The sequence below is a fragment of the Vreelandella jeotgali Hwa genome, assembly GCF_000334215.1.
GTDB classification, from domain to species: domain Bacteria; phylum Pseudomonadota; class Gammaproteobacteria; order Pseudomonadales; family Halomonadaceae; genus Vreelandella; species Vreelandella jeotgali.
Map to the genome: position 1 here is coordinate 41,726 of NZ_AMQY01000018.1, position 20,475 is coordinate 62,200.

17 protein-coding genes are annotated in these 20,475 nt (G+C 64.3%); 1 reads left to right on the forward strand and 16 read right to left on the reverse strand.

Going from position 1 to position 20,475, the window contains the following annotated elements:
* Nucleotides 1–6: 6 nt before the first annotated feature.
* The 6 genes from C793_RS0108950 to C793_RS14480 form a co-directional block, all read right to left on the reverse strand.
* Nucleotides 7–732 carry an ABC transporter ATP-binding protein gene (locus tag C793_RS0108950; RefSeq protein WP_017430601.1) on the reverse strand — a complete coding sequence of 242 codons (726 nt, stop codon included), beginning with the start codon at nucleotides 730–732 and terminating at the stop codon, nucleotides 7–9.
* A gap of 10 nt (nucleotides 733–742) precedes the next feature.
* On the reverse strand, nucleotides 743–1,984 hold the full coding sequence (locus C793_RS0108955) for a lipoprotein-releasing ABC transporter permease subunit (protein ID WP_017430602.1): 1,242 nt from the start codon (nucleotides 1,982–1,984) through the stop codon (nucleotides 743–745).
* Between the two features lie 74 nt (nucleotides 1,985–2,058).
* Complete coding sequence (locus tag C793_RS0108960; RefSeq protein ID WP_017430603.1) at nucleotides 2,059–3,015, reverse strand: Nudix family hydrolase; 957 nt, start codon at nucleotides 3,013–3,015, stop codon at nucleotides 2,059–2,061.
* A gap of 38 nt (nucleotides 3,016–3,053) precedes the next feature.
* The gene (gene argJ, locus C793_RS0108965; protein WP_017430604.1) at nucleotides 3,054–4,283 is read right to left on the reverse strand and encodes a bifunctional glutamate N-acetyltransferase/amino-acid acetyltransferase ArgJ; all 1,230 of its coding nucleotides are present in this window, start codon (nucleotides 4,281–4,283) and stop codon (nucleotides 3,054–3,056) included.
* 24 nt (nucleotides 4,284–4,307) lie between these two features.
* Nucleotides 4,308–7,055: a preprotein translocase subunit SecA gene (gene secA / locus C793_RS0108970; protein ID WP_017430605.1), complete on the reverse strand. Its 2,748-nt coding sequence runs from the start codon at nucleotides 7,053–7,055 to the stop codon at nucleotides 4,308–4,310.
* A gap of 103 nt (nucleotides 7,056–7,158) precedes the next feature.
* Nucleotides 7,159–7,518, reverse strand: coding sequence for a hypothetical protein (locus C793_RS14480; RefSeq protein WP_156805001.1), 360 nt, complete (start codon nucleotides 7,516–7,518; stop codon nucleotides 7,159–7,161).
* A gap of 140 nt (nucleotides 7,519–7,658) precedes the next feature.
* Here C793_RS14480 and C793_RS0108975 point away from each other — a divergent pair, with 140 nt between their 5' ends.
* The gene (locus tag C793_RS0108975) at nucleotides 7,659–8,117 is read left to right on the forward strand and encodes a DUF721 domain-containing protein (RefSeq protein ID WP_026106206.1); all 459 of its coding nucleotides are present in this window, start codon (nucleotides 7,659–7,661) and stop codon (nucleotides 8,115–8,117) included.
* Between the two features lie 159 nt (nucleotides 8,118–8,276).
* Here C793_RS0108975 and lpxC read toward each other — a convergent pair whose 3' ends face one another.
* The 10 genes from lpxC to mraY all read right to left on the reverse strand — a co-directional run bounded on the left by lpxC (nucleotide 8,277) and on the right by mraY (nucleotide 20,464).
* A complete protein-coding gene (gene lpxC / locus C793_RS0108980; protein ID WP_017430607.1) occupies nucleotides 8,277–9,188 on the reverse strand; it encodes a UDP-3-O-acyl-N-acetylglucosamine deacetylase in 912 nt (303 codons plus the stop codon).
* Between the two features lie 152 nt (nucleotides 9,189–9,340).
* Nucleotides 9,341–10,525: a cell division protein FtsZ gene (ftsZ, locus tag C793_RS0108985; protein ID WP_017430608.1), complete on the reverse strand. Its 1,185-nt coding sequence runs from the start codon at nucleotides 10,523–10,525 to the stop codon at nucleotides 9,341–9,343.
* A gap of 34 nt (nucleotides 10,526–10,559) precedes the next feature.
* Nucleotides 10,560–11,840, reverse strand: coding sequence for a cell division protein FtsA (gene ftsA, locus C793_RS0108990; RefSeq protein WP_017430609.1), 1,281 nt, complete (start codon nucleotides 11,838–11,840; stop codon nucleotides 10,560–10,562).
* A gap of 400 nt (nucleotides 11,841–12,240) precedes the next feature.
* Nucleotides 12,241–12,990, reverse strand: coding sequence for a cell division protein FtsQ/DivIB (locus C793_RS0108995; protein WP_017430610.1), 750 nt, complete (start codon nucleotides 12,988–12,990; stop codon nucleotides 12,241–12,243).
* Nucleotides 12,977–13,948 (reverse strand): D-alanine--D-alanine ligase, encoded by a 972-nt coding sequence (locus C793_RS0109000; protein ID WP_017430611.1) that lies wholly within the window; start codon nucleotides 13,946–13,948, stop codon nucleotides 12,977–12,979. The genes C793_RS0108995 and C793_RS0109000 overlap by 14 nt, the downstream gene beginning before the upstream one ends.
* A complete protein-coding gene (gene murC, locus C793_RS0109005; RefSeq protein ID WP_017430612.1) occupies nucleotides 13,945–15,453 on the reverse strand; it encodes a UDP-N-acetylmuramate--L-alanine ligase in 1,509 nt (502 codons plus the stop codon). Before murC ends, C793_RS0109000 begins: the two co-directional genes overlap by 4 nt.
* Before the next feature lie 5 nt (nucleotides 15,454–15,458).
* Complete coding sequence (gene murG / locus C793_RS0109010; RefSeq protein ID WP_083871915.1) at nucleotides 15,459–16,550, reverse strand: undecaprenyldiphospho-muramoylpentapeptide beta-N-acetylglucosaminyltransferase; 1,092 nt, start codon at nucleotides 16,548–16,550, stop codon at nucleotides 15,459–15,461.
* 237 nt (nucleotides 16,551–16,787) lie between these two features.
* A complete protein-coding gene (gene ftsW, locus C793_RS0109015) occupies nucleotides 16,788–17,969 on the reverse strand; it encodes a putative lipid II flippase FtsW (RefSeq protein ID WP_017430614.1) in 1,182 nt (393 codons plus the stop codon).
* Nucleotides 17,966–19,369: a UDP-N-acetylmuramoyl-L-alanine--D-glutamate ligase gene (gene murD / locus C793_RS0109020; protein ID WP_017430615.1), complete on the reverse strand. Its 1,404-nt coding sequence runs from the start codon at nucleotides 19,367–19,369 to the stop codon at nucleotides 17,966–17,968. Before murD ends, ftsW begins: the two co-directional genes overlap by 4 nt.
* 12 nt (nucleotides 19,370–19,381) lie before the next feature.
* Entirely contained in the window at nucleotides 19,382–20,464 is a 1,083-nt protein-coding gene (gene mraY, locus C793_RS0109025) for a phospho-N-acetylmuramoyl-pentapeptide-transferase (RefSeq protein ID WP_017430616.1), read from the reverse strand.
* Between the last annotated feature and the right edge of the window lie 11 nt (nucleotides 20,465–20,475).

Here is a 20,475-nt window from a genome sequence, read left to right on the forward strand (position 1 = left end):
AGCGAGTCAGCCACCGGCTTCGTCGACCAGATGGCCGTCGTCAAGCTTGAGCACGCGATCCTGCTGGGCGGCCAGCCCCGTGTCGTGAGTCACGATCACAAAGGCACAGGCGCTTTCCCGAGCCAGCTCATCCATCAGCGACAGAATCGTCGCCGCTGTGGTCTGGTCGAGATTGCCCGTGGGCTCATCCATGAGCACCAGACCCGGGTCGGTTACCAGCGCCCGGGCAATAGCCACGCGCTGACGCTCGCCGCCGGACAGCTCGCCGGGCTTGTGGTCGGCACGAGGCGCCACGCCCACCCGTTCGAGCAGCTGGCGGGCACGCTTTTCCGCCGTGGTCTTGCGCTGGCCGCGAATAATCAGCGGCAGCGCGGTGTTTTCCAGCGCGGTAAATTCGGCGAGCAGGTGGTGAAACTGATAGACAAAGCCGATATAGCGGTTGCGGAACTGCCCCAGCGCCGCTTCGCCGAGCCCCGAAAGCGGCTCGCCGGCGATCACGATCTCGCCCCTGCCGGGGGTATCCAGCCCGCCCAGGAGGTTGAGCAGGGTCGTTTTGCCCGAGCCGGAACTGCCCACGATGGCCACCCGCTCGCCGGCGCGCACGGACAGTGAAAGGCCGTCGAGTACGGTCAGGTCTTCGGGGCCTTCGCTGTAGGTCCGGGTCACGTCCCGGCATTCCAGCATGATCCGGGCTTCGGCGGCCCCGGCACCCGGCGCGGTTGAAGTCGTCATGGCGGTATCCTTACTCATAGCGCAGCACATCGGCCGGCTGTACGCGGGCGGCACGCCAGGCCGGGTACAGGGTGGATAAAAACGTCAGGCCGAAGGCAGCGCCGACGATGTTGATCACATCGCTGCTGCGCAGCTGCGACGGTAGCTCGCTGATGAAGTACACCCCGGCATCCAGAAAATGGATACCGAACGCGCTTTCCACCCAGCCGATGAGATCCGATACGGTAAGCGCCAGCAGAATACCGGCCACCACGCCAATGGCGATGCCGATCACGCCGATGGCCAGCCCCTGCACCATGAAAATGCCCATGATCGAACGCGGTGTGGCGCCGATGGTGCGCAGAATGGCAATGTCGGCGCGCTTGTCGGTCACGACCATGACCAGGGTGGACACGATATTGAACGCCGCCACGGCGATAATAACGGTCAGCAGGAGGCCAATCATGCGTTTTTCCATCTGGATCGCCTGAAACAGATTGCCCTGGGTGAAGGTCCAGTCACGCCCGCGGTACCCCGGCCCCAGATCATTGACGATGGCCTGGGTTTCACTGCTCGCCGCGAAGAGATCATCCAGCTCCAGACGCAGCCCGCCCACGGCATCACCCAGCCGTGCCAGGGTCTGCATATCGGCAATGTTGGCGTAGGCCAGACGCCCGTCGAGCTCGGCGCCCACGCTGAAGGTGCCGCTGACGGTAAAGCGTTTCAGACGCGGGAAGACACCGGCCGGGGTAATCGAGGCTTCCGGCACCAGCAGCGTCACCCGGTCGCCGACACCTACCCCGAGTTGGCGTGCCAGCGCCGACCCCAGCACCACGTTCCAGCTGCCGGGCTCAAGCTCGTCCAGCGAACCGCGCTGCATGTGCTCGTCGACGATCGACACCTGACGTTCACGCTCGGGTTTGATGCCGGTAACCATGCCTCCCTGGTTGTTGCCGTCGGCGGAGAACATGCCCTGCTGCTCCACATACGGCGCCGCGCCGACCACCCTTTCCCGCTGGGTCAGCCGGTCGGCCAGCGCCTGCCATTGAGTGAGCCCGTCGGTGGCTTCGATCCGGGTATGCGGCACCATGCCCAGAATGCGCGTGCGCAGCTCGTGGTCAAAGCCGTTCATCACCGAGAGCACCAGAATCAGCACGGCGACCCCGAGCGTCAGCCCCAGCATGGAGGTGAGCGAAATGAACGAGATAAAGTGATTGCGGCGTTTGGCGCGCACATAGCGCAACCCCACCAGAAAAGGCAAACGGTCCAGCATGGCATCTTCCTCGGCAAGCGGTCAGGCAGCGTTACGGCGTACGTCGGCATGCCCGGCGGGCATGCCGCAATGGTCTATTGCCAGAAATCCCGGATCGAGGCCACGCCCTGGGCCCCGACCGCCCGGGCGCGGTTGGCGTGAAAGCGAGTCATGCCGCCGAGGGCAAACACCGGCATACCGGCGTGCTCCACATGCTGCTGAAAGTCATGCCAGCCCATGAGTACCGCATCGGGGTGCGACGGCGTTGGCGCCAGCGGTGACAGCGTAACCAGGTCACAGTCGAGAGCCGCGGCCTGCTGCAGCTGTGCGGCGTCATGCGTCGAGGCGCCCAGCCATTTGTCGGCCGGAACCGGTCGCCGGTCGAGCTGCATCAGCCGTTCGCTGGTCAGGTGAATACCGTCGGCGTCGACCTCGTCGAGCAGTGCCGGCTCGCCGTTGAGCAGCAGCCGGGCGCCGTATTGCCGACACAGCGACAGCGCCTGGCGCGCCCGCGCCAGATACTCCCCGCGATCCAGCGTCTTGGCCCGCAGCTGCACCAGACGTACGCCGTCCTCCTTCAGGGCGCGGGTCAGGCGCTCGGCGAACACGGCCTCGTCGTCTTCTTCGCCGGTAATCAGATATTCACCGGGGAGCATGACAGCTTGCAGAATCGGCAGATTGGCCTCCGGGAACGGATACCCCGTCAGCTCTTCCATGGGCACCCAGCGTACCGCCTGACCTTCGCGGCCGAACGGCTCGCCGGCAAATTCGTGTACCTGCCAGACATCCAGCAAAACGCGCTTGTCAGCATATTCGTGGTGGACACGAATCAGCGGCTGCGCCCGGGTTATCTCCACGCCCAGCTCTTCGTGCAGCTCGCGTTTGAGCCCTTCAAGGCCGGTTTCGTAGGGCGCCAGCTTGCCTCCGGGAAACTCCCACAAACCGCCCTGATCAAAGCCGGACGGCCGGCGTGCGATCAACACTTTGGTCTTGTCGGCACTGATAATGGCCGCGGCGGCAACGTGAACCCGTTGTTTTACCATTGCACTCATAGATCTGCTTTCCAGGTCGTTTTTCACTGTATTGCTGATCAGCTACGATAATCGGCGTTGATGGTGACATAGTCGTGGGAAAGGTCCGACGTCCACACGGTAGCGCCGTCATCGCCACGCCCGAGATCCATGCGAATGGTTATCTCCTCGCGTGCCATGACGGCACTGCCGGCGGCTTCGGTATAGCCCGGAGCGCGGCCGCCGTTTTCTACCAGGCGCACCTCGTCAAGGTCAATAACCACGCGATCCACATCAAACCCGTCGACCGGGGCGCGCCCAACCGCGGCCAGAATCCGCCCCCAGTTGGCATCCGAGGCGTAGAGCGCGGTCTTGACCAGCGGTGAATGGGCCACGGTAAAGGCCACATCCAGCGCTTCGCGGCGCGTTTCAGCGCCGGTGACGTCCAGAGTGACAAACTTGGTGGCACCTTCGCCATCGCGCACCACCGCCTGAGCCAGCGCCACCAGCACCTGCTCCAGGCCGTCGGCAAAAGCGTTGATCGAAGCCTGGGTTGTCACCTCTGCGCCCCGCCCGGTCGCTGCCATCAGGCAGGCATCATTGGTGGAGGTATCGCTATCCACGGTAATGCAGTTGAACGAGCGGTCCACCGCGTCGCGCAGCAAGCGGTCGAGCAGAGTCGGCTCGATCGCCGCGTCGGTCACGACAAACCCCAGCATGGTCGCCATGTCGGGGCGAATCATGCCGGAACCCTTGGCAAAGCCGTTGAGCGTAACCTGACTATCGCCCAGGGGCACGGTCACGCTGGCCCCCTTGAGGCGCGTGTCGGTTGTCAGGATGCCTTCGGCTGCCTGCTCCCAGGCGGGGCTGTCTCCATCGCGGGTGGCGAGAGCCGGCGCGATGCCGGCCAGCAGCTGCGACATGGGCAGCGTCTCGCCAATCACCCCGGTGGAAAACGGCAGCACCTGGTGCGGCAATACGCCGGCTTCCTCGGCGAGTACCCGGCAGCTTTCCCGGGCATCGTTCAGCCCCTGCTCGCCGGTGCCGGCGTTGGCATTGCCGGTATTGATCAGCCAATAGCGCGGCGTCGCCCCCTGCTCACCGCAGCGTTTGATATGCTCTTTCGCCACCTGAACCGGCGCGGCGCAGAAGGCGTTACGTGTAAACACGCCGGCCACGGTGGCCGACTCGGGCAGCTCGACCACGACCAGGTCGCGCCGCTCGGCCTTTTTGATGCCGGCCATGGCCGTGCCCAGACAAACGCCATCCAGCGACGGCATGGTTGGAAACGGGATATTGCCCACCGCCATAGCGGTCTCCTCCGGTTATTTGAGTCAGTCCAGCTTGCCGCAGCACTGCTTGTACTTCTTGCCCGAACCGCAGGGGCAGGCATCGTTGCGCCCGACCTTGGGGCCCTCGCGACGCACCGGCCGGCCATCGGCACCGGGAGCGGGAGCTTCGTCGCGGCCGGACTCGCGGGTTTCCGGGACCTCGTCGGGCGACCGATGGCGGCTGGCCGCCGTTGCCTGTTCGCGCTCCAGCGCTTCGCGGCGCTCGCGCTCCAGAGCATCCACCTCTTCGGGCTGGCGTACCTGAACATGGCTGAGAATACGGGTAACGTCCGCCTTGATATTGGTCAGCAGATGCTGGAAAAGATCAAAGGACTCGCGCTTGTATTCCTGCTTGGGGTTCTTCTGCGCATAGCCGCGCAGGTGGATACCGCGACGCAGATGGTCCATGGACTGCAGATGTTCCTTCCAGCGAGTGTCCAATACCTGCAGCATGACCTGCTTTTCAAAGCGTTGAATCAACTCTTCACCGGCCGCTTCCACCTTGGCTTCGTAGGCTTCCCGGTGCATGGTCTGAAGCCAGTCGCGGAGCTTTTCCTCACTCAGGCGCTGATCGTCCTCGGCCCACTGCACCACGGGCGCTTCGAGGTTGAGTTCGGCCTTGAGGTGGGCTTCGAGGCCGGCCAGATCCCACTGCTCGGCCAGGCTTTGCGGCGGCACGAAGCTGCTGATCGCCTCGTCCACGACTTCTTCACGAATACCCGCGACTGCATCAGAAACGTTATCCGACGACAGAATGTCGTTACGCTGCTCGTAAATAACCCGGCGCTGGTCGTTGGAAACGTCATCGTATTCGAGCAGCTGCTTGCGAATGTCGAAGTTGCGGCCTTCGACCTTTTTCTGCGCCCGCTCGACGGCGTTGGATACCATTTTGTGCTCGATAGCTTCGCCGTGCTCGAGACCCAGCGCCTTCATCATGCGCTGGACGCGATCCGACCCGAACAGGCGCATCAGGTTGTCTTCCAGCGACAGGAAAAAGCGCGTGGAGCCCGGGTCGCCCTGACGCCCGGAGCGGCCGCGCAGCTGGTTGTCGATACGCCGGGATTCGTGGCGCTCGGAGCCGATCACATGCAGGCCACCGGCTTCCAGCACCGCATCGTGACGCTTCTGCCATTCATCCCTGAGCGCATTGCGCTCGGCCTCGGAGGGGTTGTTGAGCTCGGCGGCTTCGGCTTCCCAGTTGCCGCCCAGCACGATATCCGTGCCCCGGCCGGCCATGTTGGTCGCGATGGTCACCGCGCCAGGACGCCCGGCCTGGGCGATAATGACCGCTTCGCTCTGGTGCTGCTTGGCATTGAGCACGTTGAAGCTGATGCCCGCCTCGCGCATCAGCCGCGCGAGATATTCGGAGGTATCGATGGACGCCGTGCCCAGCAGCACCGGGCGCCCGGCCTCGGTCTGGGCCTGAACATCCTTGATGATGGCTTCGTATTTTTCCTGGGCGCTCAGATACACCAGGTCGTTGTGGTCGGTACGCGCCTGGGGGCGATTGGTGGGGATGACGATGACGTCCAGACCGTAGATCTGGCGAAACTCGAACGCCTCGGTATCGGCGGTGCCGGTCATGCCGGCGAGCTTTTCGTAGAGGCGGAAGTAGTTCTGGAAGGTGGTGGAGGCCAGCGTCTGGCTTTCGCGCTGGACGGTCACGCCTTCCTTGGCTTCCACCGCCTGGTGCAGCCCTTCGGACCAGCGGCGGCCGGGCATGGAGCGGCCGGTATGCTCGTCGACGATGACAACCTGGTCCTCGGCGATGATGTAGTCCACATCGCGGTGGTAGAGATGGCGCGCGCGCAGCGCCGAATGCATGTGCTGGAGCAGGTTGAGGTTTTGCGCCGCGTAGAGCGAGGCCTCATCGTCCAGCAGGCCGTCGGCGCGCATCAGCTCTTCCACCTTGTTGTGGCCCTGCTCGGTCAGCTCGACCTGCTTGTGCTGCTCGTCGAGCAGAAAATCGCCGGTGACCGTGGCGTTTTCGTCTTCCGGCTCTTCGCCCTTTTCCAGGTGAGTCGCCAGACGGTCGACAATGCCATAAAGCTCGGTATTCTCATCCACGGCCCCGGAGATAATCAGCGGCGTACGCGCCTCGTCGATCAGGATCGAGTCGACCTCATCGACGATGGCATAGTGCAGCGGGCGCTGGACTTTCTCCTCCAGGGAGAACGCCATGTTGTCGCGCAGGTAGTCGAAACCGAACTCGTTATTGGTGCCGTAGGTAATATCGCAGGCGTAGGCATGGCGCTTTTCCTCGTTGGCCTGACCGGAGAAGATGACCCCCACGGTCAGCCCGAGAAATTCGTATAGCGGCCGCATCCAGTCGGCGTCGCGGCTCGCCAGGTAGTCGTTGACCGTGACGACGTGCACGCCCTTGGCCGGCAGCGAATTGAGGTACACCGCCAGGGTGGCTACCAGCGTCTTGCCTTCACCGGTTTTCATCTCGGCAATGCGCCCGCCGTTGAGCGTCATGCCACCCACCATCTGCACATCAAAATGGCGCATGCCCATGATGCGTTTACTCGCCTCGCGCACCACGGCAAACGCCTGGGGCAAAAGGCTTTCCAACGGCTCGCCGTCGTCGAGGCGACCCCGCAGCTCGCCGGTCTTGCCCTGGAGCTCGGCATCGTCCAGCGCTTCGAATGTCTCTTCCAGCGCGTTGATATGCTGCACGCTACGCCGCATGCGTTTGACTTCACGGTCGTTTTTGGACCCGACAACTTTACGCAATACGTTATTGATCATGAATCTTTCCAATGGCTACAGGGGGCGCCGAAGCACCGCCCGATAAAACAGGCACGACGGCCGCTGTGTCCCGGGTCGGGGATCGACAGAGGCCGGTCGCGGTTCAACGAAACATTGGGGCGGAGCCAGGCGGCCCCCGGCGCGATACGACGTCCAGCGCGGCTACCGGGAAGGCAGTGCCGTTATGGCGGGGACGCAGGCAGAGGCGCTGACGGTGAAAGTGCCTGACACGCTGACGCCAGCGCGGTAGCCGGCGGGCCAGCCGCCAGGATCGGGCTCGCAGAACAACCGGCGCCCACACGGCCGCGCAGGCACAGCGCGCGGGGCTGCCCGCCGCTCGGGTGACCGGCAGATTGACCGGTAACAGGCAGCTGACCAGAAGACTTGCCAGCCACCAGCGCGCGGCGCGTCGGCGGCGATGCAGCCGCGTCGGCGTTGCTCTGTACATCAGCGTCGCTGGCATGCTGGGGTCGCGCTCCTCGGCGTGCTAGGCTCTGTCGAGTCCAGCCGGCAGTCGCTTGACGTCAGTGACTGCCCTGAATGGTGGCATGGCAATATCGCGTCTCCCGGCAGTCCGCGCCGGCGGCGCCGAGGAGTGAAGGTGTGAGTATAAAGGTTAAGCGTTCCCGCGCACAGCCCGTCGGACAACTGTTACGGCCGAACGGCCAGGTGGGTCGGCTGATGCGCCAGTCGCGCCTCATCGAGCAGGCCCAGCAACAGCTTCGCGCGAGCCTGCCCGGGGAAATGCGCGATCATGTCTTCGTGGGAGGCTTCAGCGACGGCAAGTTGACGCTGATTTGCAACCGCGCGGTATTGGTCACCTGGCTGCGGTTCGAACAGGCGCATCTGCTGGAGCTGCTGCACCGGCTTCCCGGCTTTGAAGGCGTCACCGGCCTGACCTTCAAGGTACGCCCGGTCAATCCGGTCAAGCCTCCGCCGCGCTACACCCGCACGCTGCCCCATGCCGCGGGCAAGGCGCTGTCCGACTGTGCGAGTGACACCGCCGACCCCGAGCTTAAAAAGGCCCTGAAACGCCTCGCGTCCCACGCCGAAACGCCATGATGCACCGCGCGTAAAAAGCCGGCTCCCGTTAGGCCGACTCCCGGTAGACAGGCTTCCGGTAGATAAACTTCCGGTAGATGGGCGCAGACGGCAAAAGGCACCGCCCGGGGGCAGTGCCTTTTTATCATCATAGTAGCCGATAGCTCGGGAGGCGTAGCGCTATGCCATGGCGGGGGCGGCGTAGGATACCGGCGCGGTAGCGGCCTCGCCTTCAAACGTCACAATCTCGTAGGCCTCGGGCCGGGCAAGCAGCTCGCGGCACAGCTGATTATTGAGCGCATGGCCGGACTTGACGCCGCGAAACTCACCGATCAGGCCGTGGCCGAGCTGGTAGAGATCGCCGATAGCGTCGAGCACCTTGTGTTTAACGAACTCGTCGTCATAGCGCAGACCGCCGTCGTTGACAATGCGGTAGTCATCCACCACCACGGCGTTTTCCAGGCTTCCTCCCAGCGCCATGTTGTGCGAGCGCAGATGTTCGATATCGCGCATAAAGCCGAAGGTCCGCGCCCGGGACACATCCTTGACGAAGGACGTGGTCGAAAAGTCGATCTGCGCTGTCTGCTGCTGCTGCTTGAACACCGGATGATCGAAGTCGATGGCAAACGACACCTTGAAGCCGTTGTGGGGCAGAAACACGGCCTCCTTGTCATCGTCACTCACAGTGACCGGGCGCTTGATGCGAATAAACTGTTTCGCCGCTTCCTGCTCGCGGATACCCGCCGACTGAATCAGGAAGACGAAAGGGCTCGCGCTGCCATCCATGATCGGCACTTCCGCGGCGCTCAGGTCGACGTAGACATTGTCAATGCCCAGCCCTGCCAGCGCCGACATCAGGTGCTCGACAGTCGCCACCTTGACGCCGCGCTCGGACAGCGCAGTGCACAGCACGGTATCCTCAACCAGCATGGCTCGCGCGGGTATTTCCACCGCCGGCTCCAGGTCGGTGCGAACAAACACCACGCCGGTATTGACCGGGGCCGGCCGCAGCGCCATGTGAACCTTGTGCCCGGAGTGCAGCCCCACCCCGGTTGCCCGGATGACGTTTTGTAGTGTGCGCTGTTTGATCATGGGGAGCCGTTGGTATCCTGTAAATGGCAGTGGCGATGGCAAGGCACACCCGTCTGGCAGCGTACACAACCATCCGCTAACGATGGGGTCGTGACCGGCCGGCAACGCCGGGGTGGCAGGCGATTGTCGCCCGTCACCCCGGCAGCACCGCGCTAGTCGGCCTGGCGGCGGAGAAAGGCCGGAATATCGAGATAGTCGTCGTTTTCGGTGGCGCGCTGCTTGTCGGCTTGCCGCGTCGGTGCCGGTTCCGGCGATTCGGCGCGCCTGGCAGCCTGCTGCTGGCGCATTACCGTCGGCTGCTGGAGATTACGATAGTCGGCGCCGGCATCGGCATGGGTCGTGCGACGCGCCGGCTCGCGCGACGACTGCTTTGCCTGACTGCCTTCCAGCCCGGCGGCCACCACGGTGACGCGCAGCTCGTCCGACATTTCCATGTCGATGGAAGTTCCCACCACGATGGTCGCTTCCTGGGAGGCAAACTCCTGAACCGTTGCCCCCACGTCGTTGAACTCGCCGATGGAAAGATCGGGACCCGCCGTGATGTTGACCAGGATACCCCGGGCGCCGTGCAGATCGATATCCTCGAGCAGCGGGCTGCGGATGGCCTTTTCCGCGGCTTCGCGAGCGCGGTTTTCTCCGGTGGCACCGCCGGTACCCATCATCGCCATGCCCATTTCGGACATCACCGTGCGTACGTCGGCAAAGTCGACGTTGATGATACCCGGGCTGGTAATCAGTTCGGCGATGCCCTGAACGGCGCCCAGCAGCACATCGTTGGCGGCGCTGAACGCGGTAAGCAGCGTGGCGCTCTTGCCCAGTACCGAGAGCAGCTTTTCGTTGGGGATGGTAATCAGCGAGTCAACGTGCTCGGAGAGTTCCTTCATGCCTTCTTCGGCGGAACGCGCACGCTTGGGGCCTTCAAACGGAAACGGTCGGGTGACCACGGCCACGGTCAGGATACCCAGTTCCTTGGCCACCTGAGCGACTACCGGCGCGCCGCCGGTTCCGGTACCGCCGCCCATGCCGGCGGTAATAAAGATCATGTCGGCCCCGTCGAGCTGCTCGGCAATGCGCTCGCGGTCTTCCATCGCGGCCTGGCGGCCGACGTCGGGATTGGCCCCGGCGCCCAGCCCCTTGGTAATTTCGCTGCCCAGCTGCAGTACCGTCCTGGCGGATACGCGCTTGAGCGCCTGGGCATCGGTATTGGCGCAGATAAACTCGACGCCTTCGATGCTGCTTTCCACCATGTGGTTGACGGCGTTGCCGCCGCCGCCGCCAACGCCGACAACCTTGATGACCGCACTGCTCGAGGGTGCGTTATCTACCAGTTCGAACATAAGCCCCGTCTCCTGAGCCGCACTCTCGGCTCTATCAGAAATTTCTTTTCAACCAGCCTTTTATTTTGACCAGCGCTGATCGTTCATCCTGTTGGGTATCGCCGCCCTTCCCCGCCGACGCCTGAATCACACCGGCTCGGGCGCCATGCTGCTGACCGTGGTGCGCTTCCTGTAAAGCGTAGTGCAACAAGCCAACCCCTGTGGCGTAAACCGGATTGCGGACGACATCGGCCAGTCCCCGGACGTTTTGCGGGCAGGCGATACGCACCGGCATGTGGAAAATTTCCTCGGCCAGCTCGGTGGCCCCTTCCATGCGCGACGTTCCGCCTGTGAGGACCACGCCGGCGGCTACCATATCGGCATAGCCGCTGCGGCGAAGTTCCTCCGTTACCAGCGTAAAGAGCTCTTCGTAGCGGGGTTCGACAACTTCGGCCAGCGCCTGCCGCGACAGATCACGGGAAGGCCGATCGCCCACGCTTGGCACCTTGATCATTTCATCCGACGCCGCCAACTCGGTCAGGGCGCAGGCGTACTTGACCTTGATTTCTTCGGCATGCTGGGTCGGGGTCCGCAACGCCATGGCGATGTCGTTGGTTACCTGGTCACCGGCAATGGGAATCACCGCGGTGTGGCGAATGGCGCCCTCGGTAAAAATCGCCATGTCGGTGGTGCCGCCGCCCACGTCCACCATGCAGACGCCCAGTTCGCGCTCGTCTTCGGTAAGCACCGACATGCTGGAGGCAAGCTGTTCGAGAATGATGGCATCCACATCGAGACCGCAGCGGCGAACGCATTTTTCGATGTTCTGCACCGCGTTGGCCGCGGCGGTGACCAGATGGACCTGGGCTTCGAGGCGCACGCCCGACATGCCCAGCGGCTCGCGGATGCCGCCCTGGGCATCAATGGAGAATTCCTGGGGAAGGACGTGCAGCACGCGCTGACCTTCGGAAACGGCGCGCGCCCTGGCGGAATCGATCACCCGTTCGATATCCGAGGCGGTGACTTCGCGATCCTTGATGGCGACCACGCCGTCGGAGTTCATCGAGCTGATATGGCTGCCGGCAATGCCCACATAGACCGAATGTATATCACAACCAGCCATTAACTCGGCTTCTTCAACGGCGCGCTGGATGGATTGCACCGTTGATTCAATATTGATCACGACGCCGCGCTTCATGCCGCGCGACGGATGGGAGCCAATCCCGGCAATCTCGATGCCACCGTCATCGGTGGGCTGGCCGACAATCGCAACGACCTTGGACGTTCCAATGTCCAGCCCGACCACCATACCGGATGCGTTAGGGGCGCCTGCCATGAGTCGGGAAATCTCCTTGGATGATGAAGGGGAACAGCTGCGTCAAGCCGGCTCGTTTCCCAGGTAAGGCGTCATGACAACTATCTACCACAACGTATTTACCACAACGTGCTTATCACAACGGCTTGCCACGGTAGCTTTACCACAACAGCTGTCCACCGCTGCCTCGATGATCGACAGTAGATGCCGGGCCCACACTGCCGCCCTGAAAGCAGGCCACTTGGCCTGCACCGGGCCCTGAACCAGCCCCTGAAACAGGCCGTTAAACAGACAGCGCGGCCACACCGGCCGCCAATATGATACAAGACTCATCAGAGTATAACGACCGTTGGGCGCTACAATACGTCGAGAAGCCGGCATTTTAAACCCCGATAGTCGCATTTGCACCGTTGGTGAACACTTACCTTGAAGCGTCCGACAGCGACTCGCGAGGGTCTTCCGAAGACTTGCCGGCACCCTGTGAATCCCCGTGCCAGGCCACGGCAACGCCGTTGGGATAGCGCAGATCGATATAACGAATGGCCTGCGCATGGCGGCCGAGTTCTCCCTGCCAGGCTGCAATCAGCCGCTTGAGGCGCGCCGGATGCTGACGACGGCCCAGCATCGCCCAGGCGCCGTCATCCACCTGGAGCCGCCATGCACCGCGCGCCTCCAGCCGCAGCTGGTCCAGCGTAACGTCCAGCGCCCCAAGGCGGTCTTCGAGGGTTTGATAATACGCCCAGACTTCCCGGCTGCTGTCATCCGGCCCCGCCAGATCCGGCAGCCCGGCCGGAGCGGGCAGCGGTGCAAAGGCAAAGGGCCGACCCCGGGTATTGAGCAGCCAGTCGTCGTTCCAGCGCGCCACCGGCGTCTGCTCCACCAGCTCGAAGGTCAGGCTGTCGGGCCACTGACGCGACACGCGCACTTGTTTGAGCCAGCCGATATCCAGTGCCGACTGGCGCAGGTGCTCCAGGTCCACCGACAGCCAGCGGGCATCGCGGACCAGCGGCGCCAGCTGATCGCGCAGATAGTCGGCGCTCACGTAGTCCAGCTCACCACGCACCGAGACGCGCTCGACGGGCGTATCCAGCCACAGCCAGAGCGCGCGGCCGCCCGCAACCGGCAGCAGAACCAGCAGCAACAGGCCCAGCCAGACGTTACGTCGTTGCATCGCGACCCGCGTGCCCGGCTGTTGCCAGAATCGCCATCACCAGCTGATCGAAATCCATGCCGATATGGGCCGCCGCCTGAGGCACCAGGCTATGGTCGGTCATGCCCGGCACGGTGTTGACTTCAATCAGCCAAAAGCGCCCTCGAGCATCGCGCATGACGTCCACCCGTCCCCAGCCGGCACCGCCAACCGCCCGGAAGGCCTCCTGGCAAAGCTGCGCCAGCTCGCTTTCCGCCTCTGCGGTGAGCCCGCAGGGCAGATGATACTGCGTGCTGTCATCCAGATATTTGGCATTGTAATCGTAAAAGCCGCCGGGGACTTCGACACGAATCGCCGGCAGAGTGCGGTCGCCAAGCAGGGAAACGGTATATTCCTCGCCCTGGATAAAGCGCTCGGCCATGACCCGGGCATCATAGCGAATCGCTTCATGGTAGGCGGCTTCCAGCTCGGCGGCGCCGTCGACAATGCTGATGCCCAGCGTCGAGCCTTCATGCACGGGCTTGACGATCAGCGACGGCCCCAGCCTGTCGACTACGCCGTCCCAGTCGGAACCGGCATCCAGCATGATGCACTCGGGGGTGGGCAGCTCCAGCGCCTGCCATATCTGTTTGGTGCGCTGTTTATCCATGCCCAGCGCCGATGCCATGACACCGCTGCCGGTATAGGGAATATCCAGCAGCTCCAGCGCCCCCTGCAGCGAGCCGTCTTCGCCGCCGCGACCGTGGAGGGCGATGAACACCCGCGACGGCGCCAGACGTTCGAGCCCGGTCAGCCCGCAATCGTGGGGATCATAGCCCACGGCGTGCACGCCGCTACGTTGCAGCGCCGCCAGTATCGCCGCCCCGCTCTTCAGCGAGACGGCGCGTTCCGCGGAGGTACCGCCGTAAATCACGACAACGTCGTGAGCTGCGGTGTCCGCGACGCCCGCACCGGCGTTTGTTTTGGCATTCGCGCTCACAGCTTCACCTCATCCAATGCCAGTCCGGCGTTGGCCAGACTCTGCGCAATACCGCCGATATCCCCGGCGCCCTGTGTCAGCAGAATATCGCCGGGGCGCAGCACGTTGGCCAGCAACCCCGGCAACTCGCTCTTGTCTTCCACAAATAGCGGGTCAACCTCGCCACGCTGGCGCAGCGAGCCGGCGAGCGCGCGGCCGTCGGCACCGGGAATGACCGTCTCGCCGGCGCTGTAAACATCCAGCAGCAGCAGCGTATCCACCCGGGACAGCACGCGCACAAAGTCTTCGTACAGATCCCGGGTGCGGGAATACCGGTGCGGCTGATACAGCATGACCAGGCGACGTTGCGGCCAGCCGTCGCGCACGGCCCGGATGACCATTTCCACTTCACGCGGATGGTGGCCGTAGTCGTCCACCAGCATGACCGGCTGGCGGCTGGCAGCGTCGGCGTCGGCTTCTGCTGCCGGGACATGGCCCGCCAGAGGAAAGTCACCGTGCACCTGAAAGCGCCGGCCCACGCCGGCAAAGCCCGCCAGCCCGCGCACAATGGCGGCATCGCTTACGCCGGCATCGCTGGCCACGACAATCGCCGCCATGGCATTTTGCGCATTGTGCTGCCCCGGCATCGCCAGACGGATATCCAGCGGCTCACCTTCCGGGCGCAGCGCGGTAAAGCGCACCTCACCGCCCTGCTGGGTGAAATCGGCAATGCGGTAGTCCGCCTCGGCGTCAAACCCATAGGTCACGAAATGGCGCTTGATCTCCGGGCACAGTCGGCGCACCTGGTCGTCATCAATACACAGCACCGCCAGACCGTAAAACGGCAGGTTATGCAGAAAATCGATAAACGTGCCGGTCAGCCGCTCAAAGTCGTTGCCGTACGTCGCCATGTGGTCGGCATCAATGTTGGTCACCACCGATACCAGCGGCTGCAGATGCAGAAAGGAAGCATCGGACTCATCGGCTTCGGCCACCAGATAATCGCCTTCGCCCAGGCGCGCGTTGGTCCCCGCGCTGGTCAGCTTGCCGCCAATAACAAAGGTGGGGTCGAGTCCGCCCTCGGCCAGCAGTGTCGCCGTCAGGCTGGTGGTGGTCGTCTTGCCGTGGGTGCCCGCCACGGCGATGCCGTGACGAAAGCGCATCAGTTCGGCGAGCATTTCCGCGCGCCGCACCACCGGCACGCGATGATCGTTGGCCCAGCGGATTTCGGGGTTGGTATCGTCCACCGCGCTGGACACCACGACGACATCGGCGCCCTGCACATTGCCCCGTGCATGGCCCAGGCTCACAGCCACCCCGCATTCACGCAGGCGTTCGATCACCGGCGAGTTCTTGACATCGCTGCCGCTGACAGCATAGCCCTGATGCACCAGCACTTCGGCGATACCGCACATGCCGGCACCGCCGATACCGATAAAATGCAGGCGCCGAATCCGCCGCATGCCGGGGCCCTTGAAACGCCGAACGGCGCCGGATGCCGGATGATTGCCGGTCAAGTCAGTCATGCACCTTACTCCTTGCGGGCAGCGGCCAGACAGCCTTGTAACAGCTGCCCGGTCGCGTCGAGATGCGCGGCCTGGCGTGACCTGGCGGCCATACCGGCCAGCACATCGGGGGATAACAACTCGCTCAGCGCCTCTGCGAGACGCGCCTGACTCAGGGTTTGCTGACGCATGCAGCGCGCCGCTCCCACCTCCACCAGCATGCGGGCATTGACGGCCTGGTGGTCGTCCACCGCGTGGGGAAACGGTACCAGCAGAGACGGTTTGGCCGCGGCGGCCAGCTCGGACACGGTCAATGCACCGGCGCGACACACCACCAGGTCGGCCCAGTCGTAGGCCTCGGCCATGTCGTCAATAAAGGCGCTGATGCGCACATCATCAAAGCGGCCTTGATGGTACGCCTCGCGGGTTGCCTCCTCGCGGTCCCTGCCGGCCTGGTGCCACACGGCCGGGCGCACGCTGTCATCCAGCGCGCCCAGCGCTGCGGGCAGCTGCTCGTTGAGCGCCACGGCTCCCAGCGAGCCGCCCACCACCAGCAAGCGCAGGCGTCGATCCTGCATCTCGGCGGCCTGGCGCGGCCGACGTCCCATGGCGGCAATATCGGCGCGTACCGGGTTGCCGATTACCTCGGCTCGCTCCCCCAGCGCGCCGGGAAAGGCGGCAAAGCATCGCCGGGCCAGGCGCGACAGCACACGGTTGGTCAGGCCGGCGACCGCATTCTGCTCGTGAACCACCAGGGGAATGCCCATCAGCCAGGCCGCCAACCCGCCTGGCCCGCTGGCAAACCCGCCCAGGCCGACCACCACTTGAGGCCGGCAGCGACGTAGCGTCCGGCGCGCCTGCCATACGGCCCGAACAAGGTTGACAGGCGCCTTGAGCCAGCCTGCCAGGCCGTTGCCGCGCAGTCCGCTGATACGCACCTGGTTGAGGGGAAAGCCGGCCTCGGGCACCAGGCGGTTTTCAATGCCCCGGGGGCTGCCCAGCCACTCAACGGCAATGCCCTGCGCCTCAAGCGCCCGGGCCAACGACAGCGCGGGAATCACATGGCCGCCGGTACCGCCGGCCATGATCAGGACGCATTGTGGCTTCGTCTGTGTCACGCCATGTTTCCTTATCACCTTTTAGTCCTTGTAACCCTTGGATCCTTCTATCCCTGACAGCTTCTATCCCTGACACCTTTTACCCCTGACGCCTTTACTCCCTGAATCCTTCAACTCTTGATTCTGTCACTGCTTCGGCTTTTTCGGCTTTCAACTCAGGGCCCTTCAACTGTGTTTCCCTGAACAGTGTTTCCCTGTGCCGAGCGGTCCAGGCAGAGTCACCGGACAAGGCGCGGTTCAGCGCGCGCCGGATGCTCTGGGCGAAGAGGCCCTTGACGAAGGTGGCCTGGGCGAGCGCGAATGACGCCGGGTTTCGCGGTCGGCACGCAGTAGCAGTCCGATCATGACGCCGGTGACCACCAGGCTTGAGCCGCCATAGCTGACCAGCGGCAGCGTCAACCCCTTGGTCGGTAGCAGCCCCGAGCTCACGGCAATGTTGATAAATGCCTGGGCCGCCATGATAAAGCTGATGCCATAACTCATATAGGCGGCAAACAGCTGGCCGGCCAGCTCTGCCCGGCGGGCGATCAGCATGGCGCGAACGATAAACAGGGTAAACAGTAACACCAGCGCAATCGCGCCGATCATGCCCAGTTCTTCCGCAATCACGGCAAAAATGAAGTCGGTGTGCGCTTCGGGGAGAAAATGCAGCTTCTGGACGCTATTGCCCAGGCCGGTGCCGGTCACATGGCCACGGCCAAAGGCGATCAGCGCCTGGGTCAGCTGGTAGCCGGTGGCAAACTGGTCGGCCCAGGGGTCCAGAAAGCTGGTCCAGCGTGCCAGGCGGTAAGGCTCCAGCGCTACCATCAGGGTCGCGCCCACGCCCAGCAGCGCCCCGGTACTGATCAGCACCAGCAGCGAGGCGCCAGCCATCATCAGCATGCCGACCACGCAAACCGTATAGACCACCATGCCGCCAAAATCCGGCGCGCAGAACAACAGCCCGGCGGGGATGACGAGCACCATCAGCGGCCGCAGCATGGCAAACAGCCGCGTGCGCAACACCAGCGGAAAGCGAGCCATGAAGGCCGCCATGTAAAAGACCAGGCCCAGCTTGCCCACCTCGGATACCTGGAGGCTGGGCAGCGGCCCGGGCAGAGCAATCCAGCGCTTGCTGCCGTTGATTTCCTGGCCGAACAGCAGCACGCCTGCCAGCAGCAGCAGGCTCAGCACCAGAATAAATCCGGCATTCTGCCGCCACATCTCCAGCGGCAGGCTCAGCGCTACCGCCCCGGCCGCAATCGCCAGCAGCAGAAAGACGCCGTGGCGCACCGCGTAGTGATAGCTGTCGTCCGTGAGCCCCACGGACGCCGAACTGACCATAACCCAACCAATGCCGGCGAGCAGCAGCGCGGCCAGCAGCAGCCAGATATCGCAGGGCAGCCCCTGCGTCGAGAGTTTGGCGCGTAGGCGCGTCATGGGGCAGCCTCCCCCGCCGGCTGGCCGGCCAGGGCGGTGACCTGCCGACAAAACGCCTCGCCCCGGGCGCGATAGTCCGCAAACTGATCAAGGCTGGCACAGGCCGGCGACAGCAGCACCGCATCGCCGCTCCGAGCGATGGCTGCGGCCGCTTCCGTGGCCTCGGCAAGATGCGTAAAACGCTGCACCGGCACGCGGTCGCCCAGCGTTTGCGCCATACGTTCGGCGTCTTCGCCAAACAGCATGACCACGCGCGCGTAGGTATCGAGGGGCGCTACCAGCGGGAGAAAATCGGCGCCCTTGCCGACGCCGCCGGCGACCAGGACAATCCTGCCCTCAAGCGTCGGGCCGAGCCCGTTGACAGCGGCGAGGGTGGCACCCACGTTGGTGCCCTTGGAGTCGTTGACCCACAGCACGCCGTCGCTGTGCGCCACGGTTTCGCTGCGGTGGGCCAGCCCGGTAAAACGCCGCAGCACGGTACACATGGCAGCGGCATCCAGCCCCAGAACCTGCCCCATGGCCAGCGCCGCCAGGGCATTCTGCTGATGGTGGCGACCGGCCATCTGCAGCTCGTCGGCAGCCAGCCAGGGGGTCGCCCCCTGCATCAGCCAGGTGCGACCGTCATGCTCGGCCAGCCCCCAGTCGGCGCCGGCCGGCGGCCGGGTGGTAAACGACACCACCCGCGAAGCCGGCACGGCAGTGTCCGCTGTCGGCCAGGTGGCCGGGTCGTCGGCGTTGACGACCGCCCGACGTGCCCCCTGAAAAATGCGCTGTTTGGCCGCCAGGTAGCCGTCCATATCGCCGTGGCGGTCCAGGTGATCTTCGCTGAAATTGACAAAGGCCGCGCACTCGGCGCCCAGCGCCGGCGTGGTTTCCAGCTGAAAGCTCGACAGCTCCAGCACGTAGAGGTCGGCATCGGGTACGGTTTCCAGCAGATCAAGCGCGGGGGTGCCGAGGTTGCCGCCTACCGCGACCCTGACGCCGGCTTCCGCCGCCATCTCGCCCAGCAGCGTGGTGATCGTGGACTTGGCATTGGAACCGGTGATCGCCGCTACCGGCGCGCGGACCGCCCGGCAGAAAAGCGCTGTTTCACCGACCAGGCGCGGACCGCCGGTTTGGCCGCTGTGCGGCCCGGCGAGCGCTTCAAGCCCCGGTGTATCGGGATCCACGCCGGGGCTGAGCACCACCTCTGCCGCCGCGCTCATGTCCAGCCGCGCAAGCGCGCCCGTGTGAACCGCGACGCCGGGGTGCGCCCGGCGAAAGGCGTCCAGCCCCGGCGGCGCATCACGGGTATCCGCCATCGTGAACGCCACCCCCTCGCGCGCCAGGTGGCGGGCAATGGCACAGCCGGAAATCCCCAGCCCGACCACCAGGGTATGGCCGTTCGCGACACGCATCATCACAGGCTCCCGTTAACGGACTTTCAGCGTGGCCAGCCCCAACAGCACCAGCACCACGGTAATGATCCAGAAGCGCACGATGACCCGAGGCTCCGGCCAGCCTTTCAGCTCGAAATGGTGGTGCAGCGGCGCCATGCGGAAGACGCGCCGGCCGGTCAGCTTATAGGAGCCCACCTGAAGAATGACCGATAGCGTTTCGGCGACAAAGATGCCGCCCATGATGAACAGCACGATCTCCTGGCGCACGATAACGGCGACGATGCCCAGCGCCGCCCCCAGCGCCAGCGAGCCCACATCCCCCATGAACACCTGGGCGGGGTAGGTGTTGAACCACAGAAACCCCAGCCCGGCCCCGGCAATAGTGGCGCAGAATACCGCCAGCTCGCCGGTGCCCGCAATCAGCGGAATATGCAGATACTCGGCAAAGACCACATTGCCGCTGGCGTAGGCAAATACCGCCAGCCCCATGGCCACCAGCACGGTGGGCATGATGGCCAGACCGTCCAGCCCGTCGGTCAGATTGACGGCGTTGGAGCTGCCCACGATAACCAGATAGCTGAGCACGATGAAAAACACCCCCAGCGGCAGCATCACGCCCTTGACCATGGGAATCAGCAGGCTGGTTTCCACCGGCCCGGCGGCCGTGGCATACAGCAGGCCCGCTGCCCCCAGGCCGATGGCCGACTGCCAGAAGTATTTCCATTTGGCCGGCAGTCCGCGCGGGTTCTTTTCCACGACCTTGCGATAGTCGTCTATCCAGCCAATGGCGCCGAAGCCCAGCGTGACAGCCAACACCACCCAGACGTAGTGATTGGTCAAATCTCCCCAGACCAGGGTACTGATGGCCACGGCCATCAGCACCATCACGCCCCCCATGGTGGGCGTACCCGCCTTGGACAGGTGCGACTGCGGACCGTCATCGCGTACGGCCTGGCCGATCTGGCCTTCCACCAGCCGGCGAATGACCCAGGGCCCCAGCCACAAACACAGCAGCAGCGCCGTCAGCGCCGCCAGAATCACACGCAGGGTCAAATAGTTGAATACCTGGAAGGCGCTTTGATACTGCGCCAGAAGGTTTGCCAGATGAAGTAACATGAACGGCGCTT